Consider the following 22182-nt stretch of genomic DNA (forward strand, 5'->3'; position numbering starts at 1 on the left):
ATAATTATTAAGAAGAAAGATTTTCAGGCAGTCTCTATCTTTGCCTCAGTCTCAAGACCAAGTTCTGCAATTGAAATCTCCCGCATATCTCCCTTCTTTATTTTGCCTGATACAGTCATTGGGAAACTGTCTACAAACTTGACATATTTTGGAATCTTATAGCGGGCAATCTGACCTTTGCAAAACTCCTTAAGCTCCTCTTCAGTCATTTTTAGGCCTTCATGAAGCTTTACCCAGGCAATAAGCTCCTCACCGTATTTCTCATCAGGAACGCCTGTAATATAGACATCCTCAATCTTTGGGCTGGTATGCAGGAATTCTTCAATCTCACGCGGATAGATGTTCTCTCCGCCGCGTATGACCATCTCTTTGAGTCTTCCGACAATCTTGACATAGCCTTCCTCATCCATGATTCCAAGATCTCCGGTATGATTCCAGTGATCAGAATCTATTGTCTGACGGGTAGCACTCGGATTGTTGTAGTAGCACTTCATGACAACGTAACCGCGTGCACAGATCTCTCCGGGTTCACCCCTTGGAACAATCTTTTGAGTGACAGGATCAACTACCTTTAACTCAACATGAGGAAATGTTCTGCCGACCGTTGTAACCCTTCTCTCAAGCGGATCATTTGTTGTCGTCATCGTAACACCAGGTGATGTCTCAGTCTGGCCGTAGACAATGACAATGTCCTTCATGTTCATCTTTTCATTTACAGCCCTCATATACTCAATAGGGCACGGAGAACCTGCCATAATTCCGGTTCTCAGAGTGTCATATTTGTATTTGTTGAAATTCGGATGCTTAAGTTCGGCAATAAACATTGTCGGGACACCGTGAACAGCGGTGCATTTTTCATTGTCTATTGCCTTTAAGACAGCCTCGGGATCAAATGCAGGGGCCGGAAGAACCATTGTGGAACCGTGTGTTACCGATGCAAGATTCGACAAAACCATTCCAAAGCAGTGGTAGAAAGGAACAGGGATGCAAAGACGATCCTTTTCTGTAAATTTCATTCCCTCACCTATCGTAAAGCCGTTGTTTACAACACTGTGATGGGTCAGGACAACTCCCTTTGGATACCCTGTCGTACCGCTTGTGTACTGGATATTGATTGGATCATCAAAGCTGAGGGATTCTTCACGCTCCTTTAATTCCTCACGGCTGATGTTTTTGCCTTTTGAAATAAATTCATCCCAGGTAAACATCCCGTTGTAGGGGACATCCCCCATAAATACAACATTCCTGAGGAACGGGAACTTTTCAGTGCTTATTTTACCAGCGCGTGACTCGATTGCCTCAGGACATGCCTCATAAAACATTCCCACATAATCCGATGTCTTAAAACGTCCCTGAAGAATGAGTGTATGGACCTCAGCCTGTTTTAAGGCGTATTCCAGTTCAAACGTGCGGTATGCCGGATTTATATTGACCATTATCGCACCGCATTTTGCGGTTGCAAACTGGACAAGAACCCATTCTGCGTAATTCATTGCCCAGATACCTACGCGATCACCCTTGTTGACGCCAAGTGCCATAAGGCTAAGAGCAAGCTCATCCACTTTCGAGAGGAATTCACTATACGTCCACCTTATGTTCTGGTCTACTGCAACCAGAGCCTCATTGTCGGGGTATGTCGCGCTGATGCGCTCAAGCATCCCGCCGATAGTCTCTCCTATCAGCGGTACGTCTGACAACCCGCTCGCGTAGCTTATCATAGCCATATCCATATAAGTTGTTTAACAGAGGAAATATATTTGACGGCAATCTGCCTGCATCCGTCTGTTAAAGTAATTTTGAAATTTGTCAATTTCGATCTTATCATCTCCTCTAAAATCGCAGATAAATAAATTTGAAGCTTTTAATTAAGCCAATTAGGGTTATTTCAAATAGGGTTTAAGCGGCTCTACACAAAAGATCATATCCCTATACTATCCCTGATGAATGCAGGCCCGGGTCTTTGTAAATCTTAGAAAGATATCCAAATTCTTAAATCATATTACGGGTTATTTTATTATAGATTCTGGAGGGGTCGTGGCCTAGTCCGGCATGGCGACGGGCTCCAACGGTCTTTGCGTATGATGAACAATGGGTCTGCTGATTTGATGATGATCCGTTGGAGCGCTGATGCAAACATGTCTTATGATCTGATCATAAGATGACCGGTTTGATGATGTAAATCACGCTTGAAAATGTAACGCATGTACGGAGAGACCCGTCGATCGTGAGTTCAAATCTCACCGACCCCATTTCTATGAATTTTCTTTTCTAAAGTTAATGTTTATACGAACCGTTATGCTGCGCATTTCACTTAAAATTCGCAGGAAATTTTTACTGATAAATATTCCAAAGTGATTCTTTTTCTATCAGTAGCACCCATATTTAAGACAGGTAGGAAACCTCTATGTATTTAATTGGCGAAGCACTCGAAGGCGAAGGCGCAGAACTTGCGCACATCGATCTTTTAATCGGTGACAAGACAGGTCCGGTTGGAATGGCATTTGCAAACGCAGCATCACAGCTATCGCAGGGACACACCCCACTTCTGGCAGTTATCAGGCCAAATCTTCTGACAAAGCCTGCAACACTCATCATTCCAAAAGTAACCCTTAAAAAAGAGTCACAGGTCAATGCAATGTTTGGTGCAGTCCAGGCATCAGTTGCAAAGGCTGTTGCAGACTCATATGAAGAAGGCGTCTTTGATGAATGCGATGCTGAAGAGACTGTTCTTTTGGTTAGCGCATTCCTCCACCCCGATGCAAAGGACTACAACAGAATTTACCGCTACAACTACGGTGCAACAAAACTCGCAATTGAGCGTGCATTTAACAAATTCCCAAGCAAAGAAACACTCATGCATGAAAAGGACCGTGCAGGACACGCTGTTATGGGATTCAAGGTACACCGCCTTTGGGACCCTCCATACCTTCAGGTCGCTCTCGACCTTGTTGACATGGGCTCAGTAGAAAAGGTCTTAAAAGCAGTTCCTAAAAACGACCACGTTTTAATTGAAGCAGGAACTCCGTTAATCAAACAGTTTGGTCTTGCAGTAATTGGCGAGATCAGAAAGATCAGACCAGATGCATTTATCATTGCAGACTTAAAGACACTCGACACAGGAAACCTGGAGGCAAGGATGGCAGCAAACGCATCCGCTGATGCTGTTGTCGTATCAGGTCTTGCACCTGTCTCAACAATTGAGAAGTTCATCAAAGAAGCAAAGAAGACAGGCATATACTCAGTAATCGATATGCTCAATGTAAAAGAGCCTGCAAAATTAATTGAAGAGCTTGCAAAAGTCAATGCAGTACCAAGCATCGTTGAGATGCACCGTGCAATTGACAACGAATCAACAGAATACAACTGGGGAGACATTCCTGCAATCAAGGCAGCAGCAGGTGGAAAACTCCTTGTTGCAACAGCCGGCGGTGTCCGTCAGCATGTTGTCAAGACAGCTCTTGCATCAGGCGCAGATATCATCGTCGTAGGACGTGCAATCACTGCAAGCAAGAATATCCAGAATTCAGCAGAACAGTTCCTTGAGGAAATGAACAAGGAAGAGATTGACCAGTTCAGGGTCATGACTGATTTCTAATCAGAAATTCTTTTTTTATAATTTTTAAGCGCTTTTGAAGATTTTTTAATATATCTTTGAAAGATGCGGATTTCATCCGAAATTTAACATATGTTCAATGAGACGGTGAGAGGATTTAATTACAGGGTTTTTATTTTTGTGCGTGATTTCTATTTTGTATATATATCTTTTCTTTATTTGCTTAAACAAAGTAAAAACAGTTCAATGACATAGTGAGAGAATTTTTTAATAACCTGTTTTATAGTATCAATTGCAGCCCGATAGAGAGGGTTTTGCGGTGAAATTATGAAGAAATTTTTGATTATGCTTATAGCTGCAGCTATGCTTATACCATTCGCTGCAGCTGCAGATGATTTTGGAACAGATGCGGCTGCCTTAAATGAGGGCTACACGATAACATGGATTAATTCCGAAAAACAAAATGACTATCAGACAAAGTCAGTCTATCAGACTATTACCCAGGGAGAAACAGACTGGATATATAAATATATAAACAGTCTTACAACACAATTGCATATTGACTTAAACTGGGGAGATACATCAAATTCCCTCAGATTAAAGGTTTATTCCCCGGACGGCCATACTTTTGGCTATTATTATGATAATTCCGATGGATCTATCAACGGAAGAATTCAGTTTGACATAAATAATCCGAATGGTATTGCACAGGGGAAATGGCGGTACGAAGTTTACGGGTATAGTGTTTCAGGAATTGAGGATTATTATATATAAAAGATATATGATAAACAGATCATGAACATTCAGCAAAAGACAATTCTAATTATTTTTTTATCAGCCGCTTTGTTTGTTCATGCAGGATGCTGTGAATATACGGTTACTTTTGGCGAAATCACTGAGCCTGATGCCGATGTTTCAGGAGCAGACGGGATTGAAACTTTCTGGGATCTGCCATTATGGATTCAGGTTTCATGGATTTCATCAACTATAATCGGATCAGTTGCTGCAATCAAATTTTTTCCGCTTATTGCAGGAAAAATCAGATATGCACTTGAAAATGCAAAAAGACAGAAAATTCTTGATTACGTAATAGAATATCCGGGAAGATGCATAGAAGAGCTTTCAGATGAAATAAATATTAACAGGGAGACTCTTAGGTATCATCTCGGATGCCTTGAAAATAACAATCATATAATTATTGAAAGTTCAGATCATTTTAAGAGAATTTTCCCGAATCATAACACATTTTCAAGTCAGGAAAGAAAAATTATCAGCATCTGCCACAATCCCGTTCAGGTTAAGATTCTTGCATCAATTCTAAAATACCCGGGGATAAGAAACACCGATCTTAAGGATGAACTAAACCTTTCAAAAAGTGCTGTAACATGGCATATTAAAAAAATGGAGAGTGCAGGCATTCTGTCTGTTCGAAAATCAGGAAGATCAGGGCACTACTACATCAAATCTGGCCTTGAATCTTTTGTAGCTGAAAACCTTCCTGATGAAATAAAGGAAAATCTCGAATTAGAGAGAGCAAATCTGACTTAATGCAAAAAAATATTTCAGTGAGTATTAATTTTAAATTCTAAAGGCGCAGAACAGAAAAAACCATTAAAACACCTCTTTTTTCCAAAATAATAAAACTCAGCCAATTTAATTCCTGAAGAGCAGATAAAATAATTTTCAGTATATATTATTTTTCAATTTTTTAAGAGAACAGTTCAAGTACATAGTGAGAGAAGTTATAAAACCTCCAGTCCTATTTTCAACCGGGGAAGAATGGGGGGATATTCATCCTTTTATCAAACCTAAAAAATCAACCAGGTTAAAAGAAATTGGAAAAGAAGAGAAGATCTAACCAATCCTTTTCCCTTCTTTTCCCAATGATTTATTACCGATTGATATAACCGGCATTTAACATAAGATGCATAATTGCAGATTAAAGTTTGCATGCCGGTTTTAAAGGAAATTAATGAGTTAAACAATGAAAATCAAAAAAGGCATGCGGGCTTTTTGCCTGCTTATGGTAATGATTTTTGTCGGGGCAGTGTTTGTTCCGGCGGTTAGTGCGGAAAGTATAGATTTGAAAATATCAAATGATGGAGAAATTCAACTTGCTATTCCCCCGGGAGTTACTCTAAACATTGATAATGATGCCCAGTATAGGGAATCATTAACATACATCAAAGAATACCTGTTAAAATCGGATATTGGTTCGAAGGAATATTCAGAGATCCTTAGGCTAATTAATGAAGAGTTGATGAAAACAGAAATTGCTATGGAAGATTATATTAGCATACTTAACCTTGCAGTTCCATATATGCCTGACCCTCATCAGACCAATGCGAAATGGGGAGGGAATATTCATAAGGCTATGGCTTATGATGCAGCAATTACCAGAGGATTATCATCTGCAAATGCACAGATTTTGTATAATTATGCCGATGATGCCGATCAATTAGCTCCACCATTAAGTTCATGTAACCACTACGCTAATACTTTAGGTCCATCAAGTGCTGAATTATACGCAGGTTGGGCTATTGACAACATTAACAATAATAACGAAGTACAAGGTTACCAAGATCTAGCATATGCGCTACATTTTATGACTGACATGTCAATGCCTTTTCATAATAATTATGTAGATCTTATTAATCATCAGGAATATGAGTCATATGTAGGTAGTAATTGGGCAAACGGCAAAAATTTTCAATCAGCAATGGTTGATTATTATTATACAATAAATGACGTATCTGACACTGCAAGTTATCTGAATTCAATTACTTCGGGATATAAAATTTATATCTCAGATTTAATCAATTATAATAGACCTAACGATGATTGGAAAGATGATCCTACTGTAATAGCTAATACAATGCTGTCTATAGCAGCAGGTTCACGTTATAATAACGGCCTTGTGAAATATGTCCAGGACAGGACATAACAAATTAAATTTTTAATGACCTATGGAATTGAATAAAAATTATACTATTGCAGGGGTATCGCTGATCGCAGTAATAATACTGATCCTGATGATGTTCTCAGGAGTATTATTTTCACTTCCCAGGCAACTTTGCGTTATATTACTTGGGACATTCCCCCTAATCATCCTGACACTTTTGGTTATTGCGTTAAGTGCACTGATGACAAGCAGATCCAAAAATACTTCAGATAAGATAATCAGCAGTACTGTTATCATCGGACTATTGGTAATAATCGCAGGAATCATTGTTCCGGTTATTTTTTTTGAGTCTTTCGTTCACAACCAAGGACAGGGCAATATTAAGTATATAGTATCAGTGACAGGACTTGAAGATAAAAATGGGAATTATCTGAATGATGTTATTGTTCCACTGCCTATGCAAAACGGAGAGTATCTTCTACCTCTTGAAGAGATTGACAACAGGTACTTTGGAGAATGGCATACGGTAATAGTCGGATTTCCGGATAGTGACAAGAAGATGCTCGCGTTTCAGCATGCAGGGGTGAATCTGACAAATATAAATGCTGAATTTAATCAGTATCTTCCTGACGGTCTAACTGTAGACAATGGAAAACAGGTTTATCTTTCTCCGGTTTTAGATGGTCAGAATAAATTGACAATGAATTTGGAAGACATGGATTATAGTTACAAAACGATGGTTGCATTACCCGATAATCTTAAAAATGAATCTGATTCAACAGCTGAGAAGATCAATTTTAATATTATTCTTTGGGTAAGTACCGGCAAGACGGGGTTCATGACGAGAGCGGTTGATTATAGATTCTCAATAAATGAATCTTTAAGCATGTACAGTTCCGGATTTACACAGGTGAATGTGACCGTTCATGCCTCATAATTCATCTAATGGCCAACAAAATTTTATAAATTCTCAAAAACCGCAATTCTAATTTAAGCTTTTTAAAATCAGTCTTACTTTTAATGAAAACAGAATTTACTTTTATTATAATAATAAATGAGGACTCACATTCATTTTTTGAATATTTACGAGAACAGTTCAAGTACATAGTGAGAGAAGTTATAAAACCTCCAGTCCTATTTTCAACCGGGGGAGAATGGGGGGATGTCCATCCTTTTATCAAACCTAAAAAATCAACCAGGTTAAAAGAAATTGGAAAAGAAGAGAAGATCTAACCAATCCTTTTCCCTTCTTTTCCCAATGATTTATTACCGATTGATATAACCGGCATTTAACATAAGATGCATAATTGCAGATTAAGGTTTGCATGCCGGTTTTTAAAGAAATTTATGAGGTAAAAAATGAAACTAAACAAAGGCATGCGGGCTTTTTGCCTGCTTATGGTAATGGCACTTCTTGGAGCGGTTTTTGTTCCAGTAGTTAGTGCGGAGGAAATTAAAACAACCAATGAGACGACTGGAATTAGTATTTATGAAATACTGGAACTCAAGGAACCGATCATTACTAAAGGTTCCCAATGGCAATCTTACAATCAGAACTCAGAAAATGCAGTTAAATTAATTTCTCTTTCGGGTTTAAAGATTGAAAATGATCAAATAATTGGTTACATTGAGGGTGAGAATGAAAAAGCTCTGCTCTATAAAACAGGTGAAGATAATTATTACATTATTTTGGAGGATAATGGCATAATATCTATTGATAAAGCAGAATTAAAGGATTTAGGATCAAAAATTATAACCAGTCCTGTTAAAGGTGGCCTGCCTGAAACTACAACCGAATATCTATTAAAAGAGATTAGTCTTTCAAATACAAAAAGCAAGGAATTCAGTTCAAAAAGTGTTTATTCCGCAACAATTACCAGAACGGATCGCTGGGTTTATTTAGGATATACCAGTGCAACTCTATATACAAAAGGAACATTCACTTATGATTACGGGAATCAGATATTAGGTATAAGTGACAGTTCATATACATCTCAGGACGTAGGTTTTGCCAAATGCAGCTTTGATCACTCAACCAGAATTACTGGAATCACAGGTTATGTAGAGGCTGATGTTATTTGGTCGGTTTATTCCGTCTCACCGCCTAAACATTCAGTGGATGCCTGGATAAGCTGTAATTACTATGGAACAACAGGTGGAGATTCTAATCACAGCGACTGGGTTGCTGTAGGTGGTCTGGGTTGTTTAGCTTTACCCTGATCATTAAACAGGAGGTAGAATAATTGAATAAAATTATCAAAAACTCACTCTTTATTTTGATTAACCCTTTCTCTACAATCAGGAGTGTTAAAAGCGGTTCTTTGAGGGAAGATCTTTTATTTTTTATTTTTACCGCATTTTTTGGGTCTTCATTCTATTTACTGGCATTTTATATTGGTAATACCGATGTAAATATGTCAATCGCCAATAACAACTGGTTTTTAGGCGCTCTTCTTTTATTTGCAACTAATTTTATTTCATTCATTACAGGCGGCATTTTTCTGATTCTAATTATAAGTCTGATTATTCATTTTCTTCTTCTTTTTACAAAAAACGGAGCAGGTAATTATGAAGATACTATTAAAGGAGTTATTTACTCAGCGTCACCTGTAATACTGTTTATATGGCTCACAAGTTTCATAGAAGTGTATTATATAATATCATTGCTTTTAGTCTGGTTTGCCGTATTAACATGCATATGCCTCAGCATTTTAAAGGATAAAAATAATGTTGAGTCAGTTTTGGTTACCCTTTTCGTAAGTGTTGTCCTTTTTGGCATAATATATTATAATTATGGAATGAGCCGGTGCCTGTCATGCATGGCATAAAACGGAGTTTATAAAAAGTGAACTGATGAGGAAAAGAGGTTAAAATTAAAAAGACTTTTTATGACACTCCGTTTTTTAGGTCAAAGTGATAATCTGATTGCAATATTTTTGACTGTATCTGAAATAATGTGTAAAGTATTGTACCACAAGATACATATGTATTTTTTTATAATACTCTTTGGTGATAAATAAAGGGGATGTTCACTCTTTTATCAAACCGTTTTAAAGTCAATCGTGGGGAGCCAAAAAAAGATTCGGAAAAGAGGAGACTTCTCTAGCTAATCATTTTCTCTTCTTTTCCAAATGATTTATCCGCCGATTGATATAACCGGCATTTAACATAAGATGCATAATTGCAGATTAAGGTTTGCATGCCGGTTTTTAAAGAAATTTATGAGGTAAACAATGAAAATCAAAAAAGGCATGCGGGCTTTTTGCCTGCTTATGGTAATGATTTTTGTCGGGGCAGTGTTTGTTCCGGCGGTTAGTGCGGTTGATATTGAGAATATTGAAAAATATTCAGTATCCCAGAATAATGCATTCAACGGAGCAAAAAATGAGTTAAGTAAATTCATTAATGTCGGTGCAATGTCGAAGGATGATTATTCAATTGAAATGTTGAAAAACGAACCAACATTGATAAATCATAGAGTGGATTTTTGTAGGATGGTAATTTTTTAACAATAAATCCTTTTTTTATTATTGGAGATATTGTATCTATGACTAAATCAAAAAAAAAATTGATATCAATCGTAATTGTCCTGATGGTGGCAGTTCTGGTTGTATCAATTTATTGTGTTTTAATTGGAGAGAATTATAATCCGTTAATTACACCGATCAGCACCATAAACTATTCAGCAGAGAAGTACACATTTACAAATTCAGATGCAGAAACACTGGGTGAAAAATGGTACCCTGAACTGGTCTTTAATGCCAATATGGATTATCCTGATATTAAGTCCCTGATGAATGAATATTTTGGAGATGTGGATGTTGTATGGAAAATCTATTATGGCAAAAATTATGGCAAAAACCAGGATGAAAGCCAAAATTTGAAAGTCATGTTATGTTCCTGCAAAAATAATCCTGATGTAAACAACCGGATTGTATCATCCCTGAACAGGATAAATAAAGACTATGATACGATATTTGCCATCAGGGTAAATTCTGTAAACAGGTTTTGTGACCCGTATTATTACACCGCCAACAATTCAGGAAGATACTGGTATCCAATAATCAGTTTTAAAGCAGATACTACTGACAATGAAATCAACAGATTATTGAACAAAGAACTGGGTCATGATGCGTCATGGAGTACTATTGATTATAAATCATATGATATGAATTATTATGCTGCGCTATCTCCCGATTCAAATCAGATTCCTGAGGCTTTGAATCATTTTGTTGATATTTCAACATATGGGTGGATATTTTATGAAATTATTTGCTTTGACAACAGACAACCGGACTATTATCCTGTAAGTATCAACTCACTTTCAGATGAAAATGAGAATTTAATCCTTGATACATTAAAGGATGAAGGAATTGTTACTTATCCGTCCAGGCTTGTGAAGATTGAAGATATTACATTTAATGATATTTTATTTGAAAAATCCTATACGCAATATGAAAACATATCAAAATCTGATGATATAATCTTTATTGCCAAATTCTATCTAAGAGACGGTTAATTAGCTATAAACCGAAAGTATTTGATTATGAGTTTAACTTGTGACTGAATGGGATTAGGAGGGAGGATCAAAAGCATAATTGACTGGATTTCCGAAATTCCCAAACAGATAAATAATCCTCCAAATTGATATAATTAAAGATCTAAAACACGTCACAGGAGGAAAATACAAAACGTCATTTCCTTCTTATCAGTATAAAAATTCAATTCCCTGTTTTTAAAAATTTCCTAAAAAAATGTATACTAAATTTAAATTTTTTTTAATTGATCCGTTGATAGTTCAAGAACATAGTGAGAGAATTTATAAAGCCCCCTGTCCTATTTTCTATTAGGGGAGATAAAATGGGGGAAATTAATCCTTTTATCAAACTTTTCCTAAAAAAATTCAGTTAATTATGTGCAAAAGCATGAAATGTATCTGGCAGGAATTCATGTTGGAAATAGTGATAATTACGGAGCCTTGTTTAGCCCGATTTCAGGCATCATGAGTGATTTAGGCATAACACCCCTGACAAGGTAGAAGGCTATTGTATGGCAATGAAAAAAAATTCAACTATTTTTTTGGCATCTGTATTAATCTGTGCAGCATTATTTGGAATATTTATCATAACTATATCTTATAGTCAGAATAATTCCTCTGCACATGCGGAAGATTCTCTCATAAATGACAGTAAAAAATCTGAGACTGATCCAAGAATAGACAAGACAAAAAAAACATGTGTAAGCTATTATAATTCAAACCTGACAATTCTTAAAGAGTATGGAAACTGGTCAGAACGAACTTACTACGAGTATGAAAGCTGGAATGCTATCAGACCACCCCATTATGATTTTGATAAATACTGGTGGGCATCTAAAGGAGGACCAGTCAACGGATATGGTCCTGATTCCTGTTTAGGAGGAATTTCTGTCTGGTGGGATCCGGATATACCTGTCAACGAAACAATAATGGATGAAGTCTATTCACTATTCGCCGATAGTGCAAAAGCAGCCGGTATGAAAGAGCCTTACCTTACATTTATACCTGGAAAACTATACCCTGATTAATTTTCATTATAATTCCTGGAATAGTTCAAGAACATAGTGAGAGAAGTTATAAAACCCCCAGTCCCATTTTCAACCGGGGGAGAGTGGGGGATGACTATACGATCATTAAATAAAAAAATGAATCTGGAGCAAAGATCATGCAAAAAATAAAATTAATCTCGATTTTTTTTCTGAGTATATTTATCATTGCAGCTTTAGTTAGTGCGGATGAATTTCAGGGATATGATAGAGAAAATATTGACTTTGTTCATGTATCATTAAGCAATAATGGGAACATGATAATCGCAGGAGACCCGGAAAGAGGGATTCTGGCACTCATTACAAAAGATGGATTACCGGTCTGGGCCTATCAGACAGGAACAAACATTTCAGGAGTTGCAATCTCAGGAAACGGGGAATATATCTCATGTATATCTGAAGAGGGAAATGTAATTTTGTTCGATAATTCCGGGAACTTTCTCTGGGAATCATCAATAAAGGGTTGCAGTCCTAAAACTGTTATATCTGAAAACGGATCGCTTTGTCTTGTGTATAACGAGGATTTGCCAGACGACCCTTATACTCACACACTCCACGTTTTTGATGAAAACGGCACTGAATTCTTTTCAAAACGTATCCCTGCGATTGATTCTGTCGGGATCTCTTCCGATGAAGATTACTTTTTTGCAGGCACATCACATTTCACAAGAGGAAGTCTATATTCCAGATTCGGGGAATTGCTATGGGACTATCAAGCCAGACAGGCATCCTTCATATCAGCAAATCCAAGAACATCCATATCTGATGATCTAAACCTTATCGGAATTGTCGATCTCGGCGGAGTGATATGCCTTGATAAATCGGGCAATGAAGTAATCAATAAGTCTTTGACATATCTGGTTGAAGACAGGCCTGCATACGATAGGCCCCTCGTGTATATTGATGTCTCGGGAGATGGAAGCCGCTTTGTTACGGGAAGTGAATTTATTGGATATTGCCTGAATGATACAGGCAGCATATTATGGAGTTTTGAATTCGCAAATGCAACATCTGATGATATAGGGTCTGCGGCAATCTCTTACGATGGCAAACTCGTTGCAGCCTCATGCAGGGACAATCTGTTTGTCCTTGATGAAAACGGTAAGATTCTGTCAAAGCACCAAATTGATCTTCCGGTCAAACGGATATTCATTTCAGATAACGGAGAAGTAATCGCAGGCGGGGCACAGGGCGGAATATTATACCTGTTATCAGAAAAAACGAATTTGATTTCAATAGAGATTGGCAATCTCCCAGTAAAACCGGTACCTGCGAAAATAATTTCCCAAAATGCATCTCCAACAACCAGGAAGAGTACCCCGATAACGACTTTTCTGCCAATAATTGCACTTGTAATTACAATGGCTTTTCTAAAACAGGACTGGTAATCTTTTTGAGTAGTAAAGACTTGCATATAACTTGTAAAACCGGTTGCATTAATCCAGGTTATTTTAATCTTCTCGCCTTTTTGGTGCAATCAGCGAATTACATCTTTTAGGATTATATGAATATGAGTTTTGGAATCCTTTTCATAAATTTCTGAATAGTGATAAAACGGGGAACTTCTTTTAATTCCATAAATTATAAAATAATTATTAATTTTCTATTTTATCAGGCAACTCCGTTTTTTTCTAAAGTAAAAAAAGGATTCCTGAAATTTATCAGTCACCTCCAATATCAAATCCTCCAAGATCAGAATAACCGGATTCGGAATCAGAACGGGAATCATCATCTTCAGGTTCGGATTCATGGTCTAAATAAATCAGATTGTTCCTGTAGTTTCCCGTACCCGCGGAAGATCCTTCTTTAATCTTTTCAGACAGGGACGCACATATCAATATAGGGATTATGCATAGTGCGAAAAATATTGCCAAAAACAAAATACAAAACAAAAATGTATAACTATTATAATATTCAAGCAATCCAAACCAGGACATCACAGATTCCTTCATAGAGGGCATTCTAAATATCTGAAATCCAGCATATAGTCCCATAAGGTATATTGTCAATATAATTCCGCTGATACTTTCTCCATTAATTTCAGGCTCTTTAACAGACCTGTTTTTTTCATTTTCATCATCCATCATAAAATCCCCCACGATTTAAACGGATGAACCCTCAGTGCTGTTTTAAGAACATAAAATTATCCAATATATTATGGTGTGAAAAATATTGACACATATAGTCTGTACATACATTAGGATTATCGGGGGTGATTTATTTTGAGATAAATTGAATGGAAAAAAGATTCTTCCTCCCGGCTTTATCTCTTAAAATAAAAATCTTCAAAAAAATCAGGGTCATTTCCGAATACAATGCAAAAAAACAGGGCTGCCTGAAGGCTCATCCCATCTCAAACGATGTAACCCCGAAGATGTTTTCCAGCGGGAGTTTTGGGATCTCTTTTGTGTACATTCTTGCTGTTCCAAACACCTCTGTCATATTGTATTTTTTAGCAAGTGCAACAGCATCTGAATTCGGCTCAGGCGTGTCAAGATATACAGGCCCGGATTCAACAGAACCGCAAAGCCCTGAAAATATCTTCTCAGCGATATCCGGATTGTCTGCAAAAAGCGGTCCGATTTTATAGCCTTCAACACACTTTCTGATCATCCCGTAACCGTTGATGAGATCACCCTCACAGCTTACAAGGCAGGTGCTCTCTTTTTGGTTTACCCATCTTTCAAGAAACTTTTCCCTTACGACAGGAAAATGCCGGGCATCGTAGGACAACAGGCTTTCAAAGGGAACATCCTCCGCCTTTAAAAGACCGTGATTCTTCTCACCCCTTATCTCCCCTTCCCACCTGATATTCCGGTAAGCAAAGATTAATCCGTACTTTCGTGAGTATGTATCCTGCATCTCAAAAACCCCGTCAGCACCGCATATACTCCCCTTCGTATGTGCAAGACCGGTTTTCAGGAGTGCATCACCGATGCCCATATTTCGAAATTCCTCTTTTACAACCAGAAAACCTCCGAATGAAAAGTTATCATCATAATTTGAAAACTGAACAATTCCAACCATCTCTTCGTTAATCTCAGCCGCAAACCAGCCCTCAGGATCAACGGCATAATGGCATTCACCATCATAAATCCCCGGATTCCATCCCTCTATTGCTGCCCATTTTATTGCGGTTTTGATCTCAGCCGGGTGCAGATTTCTGACAATTACATTTTCAGCATTTCCGGAGGTATTCCCTGCCATGAAAAAGAATATGAACAGATAAATTAGTTTAAATTTTTCATTTTATATTCTGCATCATACAATGCAATAAAGCACGGATAAAATAAATTTACAGGAAAAAAGACATAAAAAATTATTTGAGATAATCACCGGTCTCAATCTCATCGCCGGGATTTAAAACCAGAACCTTCATGTCAGTCACCCTTTCAACTGCATCCTTAAAGGCATTGGCATCCTGCTCAATTGCAGGGAAGGTGTTATAGTGCATAGGGATCACAACAGGTGCCCCGACAAACTCTGCTGCAACCATAGCTTCAGAAGGGCCCATTGTATATCTGCTTCCAATCGGAATCAGTGCAATATCGGGATGATACATATCGCGGATGAGCTTCATGTCTGAAAAAAGCCCCGTATCGCCTGCATGATAAATCCTGACACCGTCAATATCAATTACAAACCCTGCCGCAGGGCCGCCGTATATCTTTTCATCCCCGTCGGTAATCTCCGATGAATGCGATGCCCAGACCATCGTAAACTTAACACCGTCAGCTTCAACACTCCCTCCGATATTCATCGGTTCTGTCTCAATCCCTTTTTCTGAGAGATATTTTGCAAGTTCATTCGGACAGACCGTGAGCCTTTTAAGAGTCAGCGTCTCCCCAAGGTGATCAGAATGTCCGTGTGTGACTGCAACAATATCAGGGCTGCATCCAAAATCGCCATACGGCATGAAAGGATCTGTTAATATCTTCTTTGAACCGTCGATAAAAAAACATGAATGTCCAAGCCATCTCAGTTTCATAGTGATTAAAATCGGTCTTTGAATGAATAAATATTTGGCTTTTAAAATATCCGGCCGGCTTTAATACAGATGCCGGCAGGAATTATTCATGAAAAATGTGTATTACCGGGGATTTATCACAACAATTTCAGGCTGTGACTGGTACCTTAACTCTATTCCAAAAAGACTTGAGGAGCCGATACCGCGTGTGATGTAAAGGGGTGTCCCTGAATCAAAATATCCGCTCAGTTCAAGAATTCCGTTGTCATTTAGTAACTGAATAAAAGGCGGCGCAAACTGCCCTCCGTGAGTATGGCCTGACAAAATCAGATCAGCGTCCCAGTCAGCCCTGCATTCAGGCTCATGTATCATATAAATTGTATATGCATCGGTTTCTGGCAGTTCCGGAGGATTTGAAAGACCCGCCCATCCGTCATCAAGGCCGACAATCATAAGCTCCTTTCCGCCTGCGTTTATGATGACATACTCATTTTTCAAAACATTCACGCCGGACTCTTCAAGTCTGGCCTCAAGCCCGGATGCAAATTCCAAATTTGTATTCTCATCCCTTAATGCACTCACATCATAACCTTCAACAGTTGTATTGGCTTTTATCGCGACATCAAGCATCTTATACTGCCCGTTTATCCCATGAATCCCCGACTGATAGTCGTGATTTCCCAAAACTGCATAAACCGGCGCATCAATCTCCTTCCAGACATCATGAAGAGAAAAGTCCTCTTCATCGCCATTTACAAAATCCCCCCCGATTAAAACAACAGAAGGGTTCATCTTGTTTATAATGCCAATAGCATTTCTGATATGATCCAGATTCTTTTCCTGAAGATGAGGGTCGGCAATAAATACAACAGAATCAGGTGCCCCCTCCAGTTTGAGTCCGGTCACAACAGGGCTCTTTGCCTCTGCAAGCATGTAGCCGGACAGTGACATGATTCCTATTAAGGAAACCGCCAGAATACTGTAAAACCTGAAGTTCTGTTTTGGAAATTTTGTCTTCATAAATCTCTTAATGGTAAAGATATTCTCAATTCGTCTCAATCAACTGGAACATAAAAGTATATATTACAACTTCTTGAGGCAGATTTGTAAAATAAAATTTTAAAAAAATATTTTTTATTTTTTCCCCGATCAGGACAGGTCTGCAAGTTCTGCTTCAGTTGCATCAATAGCTTCTGAAAGGCCGTCATTATTGAGGCCCCTTGTCATAGACTCGGTAAGATCACGGTCTTCCATAACATCCCTGATGCGCTCAAGGAACGGATCAAGAGTTGTGTCTTTCTCCTGCTCAATGACATGCCTGTATTCACGAAGTGTCGAGGGACTTACCCCAAGCTCCTCGCTGATATCTTTCATTGTCTTTCCGGAATCAAGAAGCTGTTCCATCAACTCACGCTCAAAAGGCATCTTGAAATCAAGATCGCGGAACAATTTCAGTCTGACACGTGCCCTTGCCACAGTCTTGGATAATTTCTCGTCTCCAAGCTGCCTTGCAATCTCAGTGTCATTTTTGCCTTCATAGTATCCGCAGACAAGGCATGCAAGATCCCTTGGCTTTAATTTTGTTTTGAAATGCCCCTGATCGAGGATTTCACGCATAACCAGAGCCACCTCGCGCTCTATTGCATCCTTATCGCGCAAAGTACCGTGGATCTTCTTCATTGGCTCTACAATCTCTGTCTTACCTGAGATATCTGCAAACAGATTCAATAGCTCCCGTTTACGGTCTGCTGTATTTATTTTCTTTTTCTTCCGTGGTGCTGCCATAACTGATCAATCCAGATTTTCCATTATAATGTTCACTATAATATATAATCCTATTGCCTATTGCAAATTCACAGCAGACAAATGAGTGATTATATATTTTATAATCTCCGGTCGAATTATTAAACCAATAATGAGCATTTAAAATAAGCAATAAACATTATTTTGAAATTTAGTTTGAGTGAAGCAAAATGGCTGACATATACGACAAAGTAATAGAGCTCGCAAGAAGGCGTGGGTTTGTATGGCCTTCATCAGAATGCTACGGTTCTGTCGCAGGATTTATTGATTACGGACCTCTCGGTGCAATGATGAAAAGAAAGATCGAAAATGTCTGGCGCGACTTTTATGTTGTGCGTGAAGGCTATTTCGAGATCGAGTGCCCGACAGTAGGAGAAGAGTCAATATACATCGCATCAGGGCACGTCAAAGGCTTTGCTGATAAAATGATTCAGTGTCCGCACTGTAATGAATATCAAAGGGCAGACCACATCGCTGAGGCCCATGGCATTTCAAATGCAGAAACAAAAACACTCGAAGAACTTACAGAAATATTAAAGGATCTCCCATGCCCTGCATGCGGTGAAAATTTCAACGGTTCAGAAGTTTATTACTTCAATCTGATGTTTCAGACAAATATCGGCCCGGGAAGCCAGAGAACCGGATACATGCGTCCGGAAACTGCACAGGGTATATTTACCGATTTCAACCGTCTTTTAAGATTTTACCGTGACAAACTCCCGTTCGGGGCAGTCCAGATAGGCAAGTCATACAGAAACGAAATTTCGCCAAGGCAGGGAATGATCCGCCTTCGTGAATTCACACAGGCAGAAGCTGAGATCTTCATTCATCCGGAGAAAAAGGATCACCCGAACTTTGCAAGATATTCAGACAGGGCTGTTCCGCTAAGGGGGATAAAGCAGCAGGAAGAAGAGACAGAGGCAGTCCTGGTAACGATGAGAGAAGCCGTTGATTCAGGTATGGTTGCAAACGAGTATGTTGCATATTATATTGCACTCACACACGATTTCCTCCTGACCTGCGGTGCTGACCCTGAAAAAGTAAGATTCCGTCAGCATCTTCCCGACGAGCGTGCCCACTATGCAACCGACTGCTGGGATGCGGAAATATTTTCCGGACGCTTCGGCTGGGTCGAGGCTGTGGGAATTGCAGACAGGACAGATTATGATCTCCGTGCACATTCAAAGGAAAGCGGCGACAAATTTACAGTCTTTGTCCCTTACAGCGAACCTAAAAAAGTATGGCAGAAGAGAATAGTTCCTGACATGGGAGCTCTCGGCCCGAAATTCAGGGGACAGGCAAAGGCAATCGCTGATGCACTTGAGAGTTCATCACCAGGTGAAAACGGTGCAGAAATCACCGTAAACGGTGAGAAAATGCTCATACCTCCTGAACTTTATGAAGTCCGCGAACAGGAGGTTGAAGTCAGGGGAGAAGAGGTCATGCCCCACGTGATCGAGCCGTCTTATGGCATCGACAGGATCATATACTCCATTTTAGAGCACACCTATGACGAAGAAGAAGTCGAAGGTGAAATCAGACGTGTTCTTCATATGCCTCCACGGGTTGCCCCGCTGCAGGTTTCAGTACTTCCGTTGATGACACGTGACGGACTTGACACACTCGCACTTGAGATAACCGACATACTTCAGAGTGAAGGCATACTTGCACAGTATGATGATGCTGGTGCAATAGGCAGAAGATACAGAAGACAGGATGAAATAGGCACTCCTTTCGCTGTTACAGTCGATTACGACACAAAAGAGGACAACACCGTAACACTCCGTGATCGCGATTCAATGAAACAGATCAGATGTGACAAAGAGATGCTTCCGGAGATTTTAGGTTCTCTAATAAAGGGCAAAAAGTCGTTTGAAGAAATTTAACACTAAATATGAAATATATCACTCATCCGCTGATCAAACCGGAATCGCTTGAAGAAAGACAGTACCAGCTTTCAATAGCGGTTCGTGCAATGGACGGAAACACAATGGTTGTCCTGCCGACAGGTCTTGGCAAGACCGCCGTTGCGCTTCTTTCAGCAGCGATGAGAATCAAATCAAAAGGCGGAAGGGTGCTTATGATGGCACCCACCAAACCTCTTGTTGACCAGCACCTGAAGATGTTTCAGGACCTTTTAATCGAACCTGAAGGGGACAATTTTTCCGGTTTTGCAATGTTTACGGGGAATACCAAAACATCAGACAGGAAGAAGATGTGGGAGGAGTCAAGGATGATTTTTGCAACCCCTCAGGTTATTAAAAATGACATCATTGCCGGCAGATATTCTCTGGCGGATGTCTCCCTTTTAATAGTTGACGAATGCCACAGGGCTGTCGGAAACTATGCGTATGTATTTATTGCGCAGGAATACATGAAAACAGCAAACAGTCCGATTATCCTCGCAATGACCGCATCTCCCGGCAGCAAAGACGAAAAAGTGATGGAAGTCTGTCAGAATCTCTCAATAGAAATCGTTGAGACCAGAAATGAAGAGGATGATGACGTCAGGCCTTACATTCATGAAAGGGAAGTCCATTACGTTGAAGTCGACCTGCCCCCCGAACTTGAATTTGCAGATTTAACCCTTAAAAAAATTCTCCAGTCACGCCTCGATATGCTCTCCGACATGGGATACATTGTTCCAAAAGAGAACAAACTGACGATGAAGGCCTTAAACGGCATCAATGCCCATATCCAGAGAAATATTCAGGCTCGAAATTCGGATGCATATCTTGCGGCATCGATACATGCCGAACTGATGAAAATCAGGCATGCCATATCACTTGCGGAGTCACAGGGAAGCCTGATTCTAAAGGGATACCTGAACAAGCTTGCGGCCGAAGGGATGAGTCCGTCAGGAACAAAAGCCAGCCAGCGACTCTGCCGCGACCCGCTTTTTGTTACTCTTATCGAAGAGTCAGACAAATGGGAATCCGAACTGCTCCCAAAATTCCAGCTGACTTACGAGATTGTAAATAAACAGCTTATGGAATTCCCGGACAGCAGGGTAATTATTTTTGCAAACTTCAGGGATACCGTTGGTCTTTTGACCGATTATTTAAATGACAGGGGAATAGAAAGCCAAAGATTCATAGGTCAGGCATCCAAGGATTCATCAAAAGGACTCTCACAGAAAAAACAGATCGAGACACTCTGCCAATTTCGCGAAGGTGAATTCAGGGTTCTTGTTGCAACATCCGTTGGAGAGGAAGGTCTGGATGTCCCTTCAACAGATCTTGTGCTTTTTTATGAATCCGTACCTTCAGAGATCAGAAGCATTCAGAGAAAAGGGCGTACCGGCAGGCACGGAAGCGGCAGCATTGTGGTTCTTGTAACCAAAGGCACATCTGACGAGACATTCAGGTATGTCAGCAGAAACAGGGAAAAGTCGATGAAAAAAGGCATAGGACATCTTGCAAACATTGCCAGAATCAATTCAAAGACAAATGAAACCCTTACGGGAACAATCGCCGCACCCACTAAAACAGGCCAGATCTCAATAGACAGTTTTGTAAGCAGTGGCCCTGCAATAATCGCTGACGACAGGGAGGCATCATCAGGAGTTGTCGAACATCTTCACAGGGCAGGAGTTGATCTTACACTTGAAAGGCTGCCCTTTGGTGACTATGCAATAGGAGACAGAATTCTTGTGGAGAGAAAGACAACACGGGACTTTATGGATACCCTTGTTGAGCGTGATCTCCTCGGCCAGATCAAAAATATGGCAGACGCGGTTTTAAAACCGGTTTTGATAATAGAAGGAACTGATCTTTACAGCCAGAGGAATATCAACCCCAATGCCGTAAAAGGTGCTTTGTCCGCTATTGCAATAGGAATGGGAGTATCCATATTCTACACGGAAAACGCAAAAGAGACTGCTGATATGCTGTTTGTGATTGCAAAGCGTGAAGACAGTGAGAGAGGCACGGCAGGTAAACCTCACTTCCACAAATCCTACAAGTCCAAAAAAGAAAGCCAGGAGTATATCATGTCTTCATTCCCCGGTCTCGGACTTAAAAATGCAAGGATACTGCTTACAAATTTTGGAACACTCAAAAATATAATGAATGCAGATGAGGATGAGCTAAAGGCGGTTTTGGGAATCGGTGAGAAAACCGCATCAGCCATTTATGAGATTTCAAGAAAAATTTACGAGTGAGGGTAATTTTTTAAAATTTACAGGCCCGGTAGAAACCTAAAAAAACCTGGCCTTTGCCGGCACGATTATCTCAAAACTTAACTAAGAAATCACTTATTCTTTTTTTTAATGTTAAAGGCGGGTTAAAAGACAAATTCAAAAAGAAGAGCCCCCTGAAAACCAAAATGCAACAAATAAAAATAACATATTTTGTTTTTTAAATTCAAACAGAA

21 protein-coding genes and 1 tRNA gene are annotated in these 22182 nt (G+C 39.4%); 16 read left to right on the top strand and 6 right to left on the bottom strand.

Annotated features, from left to right (window positions below; all coding sequences use genetic code 11):
- Nucleotides 1-23 precede the first annotated feature (23 nt).
- On the bottom strand, nt 24-1724 hold the full coding sequence (locus F1737_RS07005) for an AMP-binding protein (RefSeq protein ID WP_317135882.1): 1701 nt from the start codon (nt 1722-1724) through the stop codon (nt 24-26).
- A 304-nt stretch (nt 1725-2028) separates the two neighbouring features.
- Between F1737_RS07005 and F1737_RS07010 the strand changes: the two genes are divergently transcribed.
- The 14 genes from F1737_RS07010 (at nt 2029) to F1737_RS07075 (ending at nt 13426) form a co-directional block, all read left to right on the top strand.
- A tRNA-Trp gene (locus tag F1737_RS07010) sits at nt 2029-2249 on the top strand.
- Between the two features lie 155 nt (nt 2250-2404).
- Nucleotides 2405-3595: a bifunctional 5,6,7,8-tetrahydromethanopterin hydro-lyase/3-hexulose-6-phosphate synthase gene (locus F1737_RS07015; protein ID WP_317135883.1), complete on the top strand. Its 1191-nt coding sequence runs from the start codon at nt 2405-2407 to the stop codon at nt 3593-3595.
- 285 nt (nt 3596-3880) lie between these two features.
- A complete protein-coding gene (locus F1737_RS07020) occupies nt 3881-4327 on the top strand; it encodes a hypothetical protein (RefSeq protein ID WP_317135884.1) in 447 nt (148 codons plus the stop codon).
- A gap of 21 nt (nt 4328-4348) precedes the next feature.
- Nucleotides 4349-5101: a winged helix-turn-helix transcriptional regulator gene (locus F1737_RS07025; protein ID WP_317135885.1), complete on the top strand. Its 753-nt coding sequence runs from the start codon at nt 4349-4351 to the stop codon at nt 5099-5101.
- A gap of 184 nt (nt 5102-5285) precedes the next feature.
- Entirely contained in the window at nt 5286-5411 is a 126-nt protein-coding gene (locus tag F1737_RS07030) for a hypothetical protein (protein WP_317135886.1), read from the top strand.
- Between the two features lie 126 nt (nt 5412-5537).
- On the top strand, nt 5538-6497 hold the full coding sequence (locus F1737_RS07035; RefSeq protein ID WP_317135887.1) for a phospholipase C/P1 nuclease family protein: 960 nt from the start codon (nt 5538-5540) through the stop codon (nt 6495-6497).
- 28 nt (nt 6498-6525) lie between these two features.
- Nucleotides 6526-7392: a hypothetical protein gene (locus F1737_RS07040; protein WP_317135888.1), complete on the top strand. Its 867-nt coding sequence runs from the start codon at nt 6526-6528 to the stop codon at nt 7390-7392.
- 83 nt (nt 7393-7475) lie between these two features.
- Complete coding sequence (locus F1737_RS07045; protein WP_317135889.1) at nt 7476-7688, top strand: hypothetical protein; 213 nt, start codon at nt 7476-7478, stop codon at nt 7686-7688.
- A gap of 171 nt (nt 7689-7859) precedes the next feature.
- Nucleotides 7860-8675 (top strand): hypothetical protein, encoded by an 816-nt coding sequence (locus F1737_RS07050; protein WP_317135890.1) that lies wholly within the window; start codon nt 7860-7862, stop codon nt 8673-8675.
- Nucleotides 8676-8731: 56 nt separating this feature from the next.
- Complete coding sequence (locus F1737_RS07055; protein ID WP_317137875.1) at nt 8732-9283, top strand: YIP1 family protein; 552 nt, start codon at nt 8732-8734, stop codon at nt 9281-9283.
- 405 nt (nt 9284-9688) lie between these two features.
- The gene (locus F1737_RS07060) at nt 9689-9964 is read left to right on the top strand and encodes a hypothetical protein (RefSeq protein WP_317135891.1); all 276 of its coding nucleotides are present in this window, start codon (nt 9689-9691) and stop codon (nt 9962-9964) included.
- Between the two features lie 38 nt (nt 9965-10002).
- Nucleotides 10003-10974 (top strand): hypothetical protein, encoded by a 972-nt coding sequence (locus tag F1737_RS07065; protein ID WP_317135892.1) that lies wholly within the window; start codon nt 10003-10005, stop codon nt 10972-10974.
- A gap of 530 nt (nt 10975-11504) precedes the next feature.
- The gene (locus F1737_RS07070; protein WP_317135893.1) at nt 11505-12020 is read left to right on the top strand and encodes a hypothetical protein; all 516 of its coding nucleotides are present in this window, start codon (nt 11505-11507) and stop codon (nt 12018-12020) included.
- A 137-nt stretch (nt 12021-12157) separates the two neighbouring features.
- Nucleotides 12158-13426, top strand: a complete 1269-nt coding sequence (locus tag F1737_RS07075; RefSeq protein ID WP_317135894.1) for a hypothetical protein — start codon at nt 12158-12160, stop codon at nt 13424-13426.
- 273 nt (nt 13427-13699) lie between these two features.
- On the opposite strand, the gene F1737_RS07080 is transcribed toward F1737_RS07075, so the two are convergent.
- The 5 genes from F1737_RS07080 to F1737_RS07100 form a co-directional block, all read right to left on the bottom strand.
- Nucleotides 13700-14122 carry a hypothetical protein gene (locus tag F1737_RS07080; RefSeq protein WP_317135895.1) on the bottom strand — a complete coding sequence of 141 codons (423 nt, stop codon included), beginning with the start codon at nt 14120-14122 and terminating at the stop codon, nt 13700-13702.
- A 259-nt stretch (nt 14123-14381) separates the two neighbouring features.
- A complete protein-coding gene (locus tag F1737_RS07085) occupies nt 14382-15245 on the bottom strand; it encodes a GNAT family N-acetyltransferase (RefSeq protein ID WP_317135896.1) in 864 nt (287 codons plus the stop codon).
- Nucleotides 15246-15357: 112 nt separating this feature from the next.
- Nucleotides 15358-16026: a metal-dependent hydrolase gene (locus tag F1737_RS07090; protein WP_317135897.1), complete on the bottom strand. Its 669-nt coding sequence runs from the start codon at nt 16024-16026 to the stop codon at nt 15358-15360.
- A gap of 102 nt (nt 16027-16128) precedes the next feature.
- Nucleotides 16129-17025: a metallophosphoesterase gene (locus F1737_RS07095; RefSeq protein ID WP_317135898.1), complete on the bottom strand. Its 897-nt coding sequence runs from the start codon at nt 17023-17025 to the stop codon at nt 16129-16131.
- A 129-nt stretch (nt 17026-17154) separates the two neighbouring features.
- Nucleotides 17155-17790, bottom strand: coding sequence for a response regulator receiver protein (locus tag F1737_RS07100; protein WP_317135899.1), 636 nt, complete (start codon nt 17788-17790; stop codon nt 17155-17157).
- Between the two features lie 188 nt (nt 17791-17978).
- Between F1737_RS07100 and glyS the strand changes: the two genes are divergently transcribed.
- Both glyS and F1737_RS07110 read left to right on the top strand, forming a co-directional pair.
- Nucleotides 17979-19694, top strand: coding sequence for a glycine--tRNA ligase (glyS, locus tag F1737_RS07105; protein WP_317135900.1), 1716 nt, complete (start codon nt 17979-17981; stop codon nt 19692-19694).
- An 8-nt stretch (nt 19695-19702) separates the two neighbouring features.
- The gene (locus F1737_RS07110) at nt 19703-21970 is read left to right on the top strand and encodes a DEAD/DEAH box helicase (RefSeq protein WP_317135901.1); all 2268 of its coding nucleotides are present in this window, start codon (nt 19703-19705) and stop codon (nt 21968-21970) included.
- Nucleotides 21971-22182: the final 212 nt, after the last annotated feature.

It is taken from the genome of Methanoplanus sp. FWC-SCC4, assembly GCF_032878975.1.
Lineage (GTDB): Archaea > Halobacteriota > Methanomicrobia > Methanomicrobiales > Methanomicrobiaceae > Methanochimaera > Methanochimaera problematica.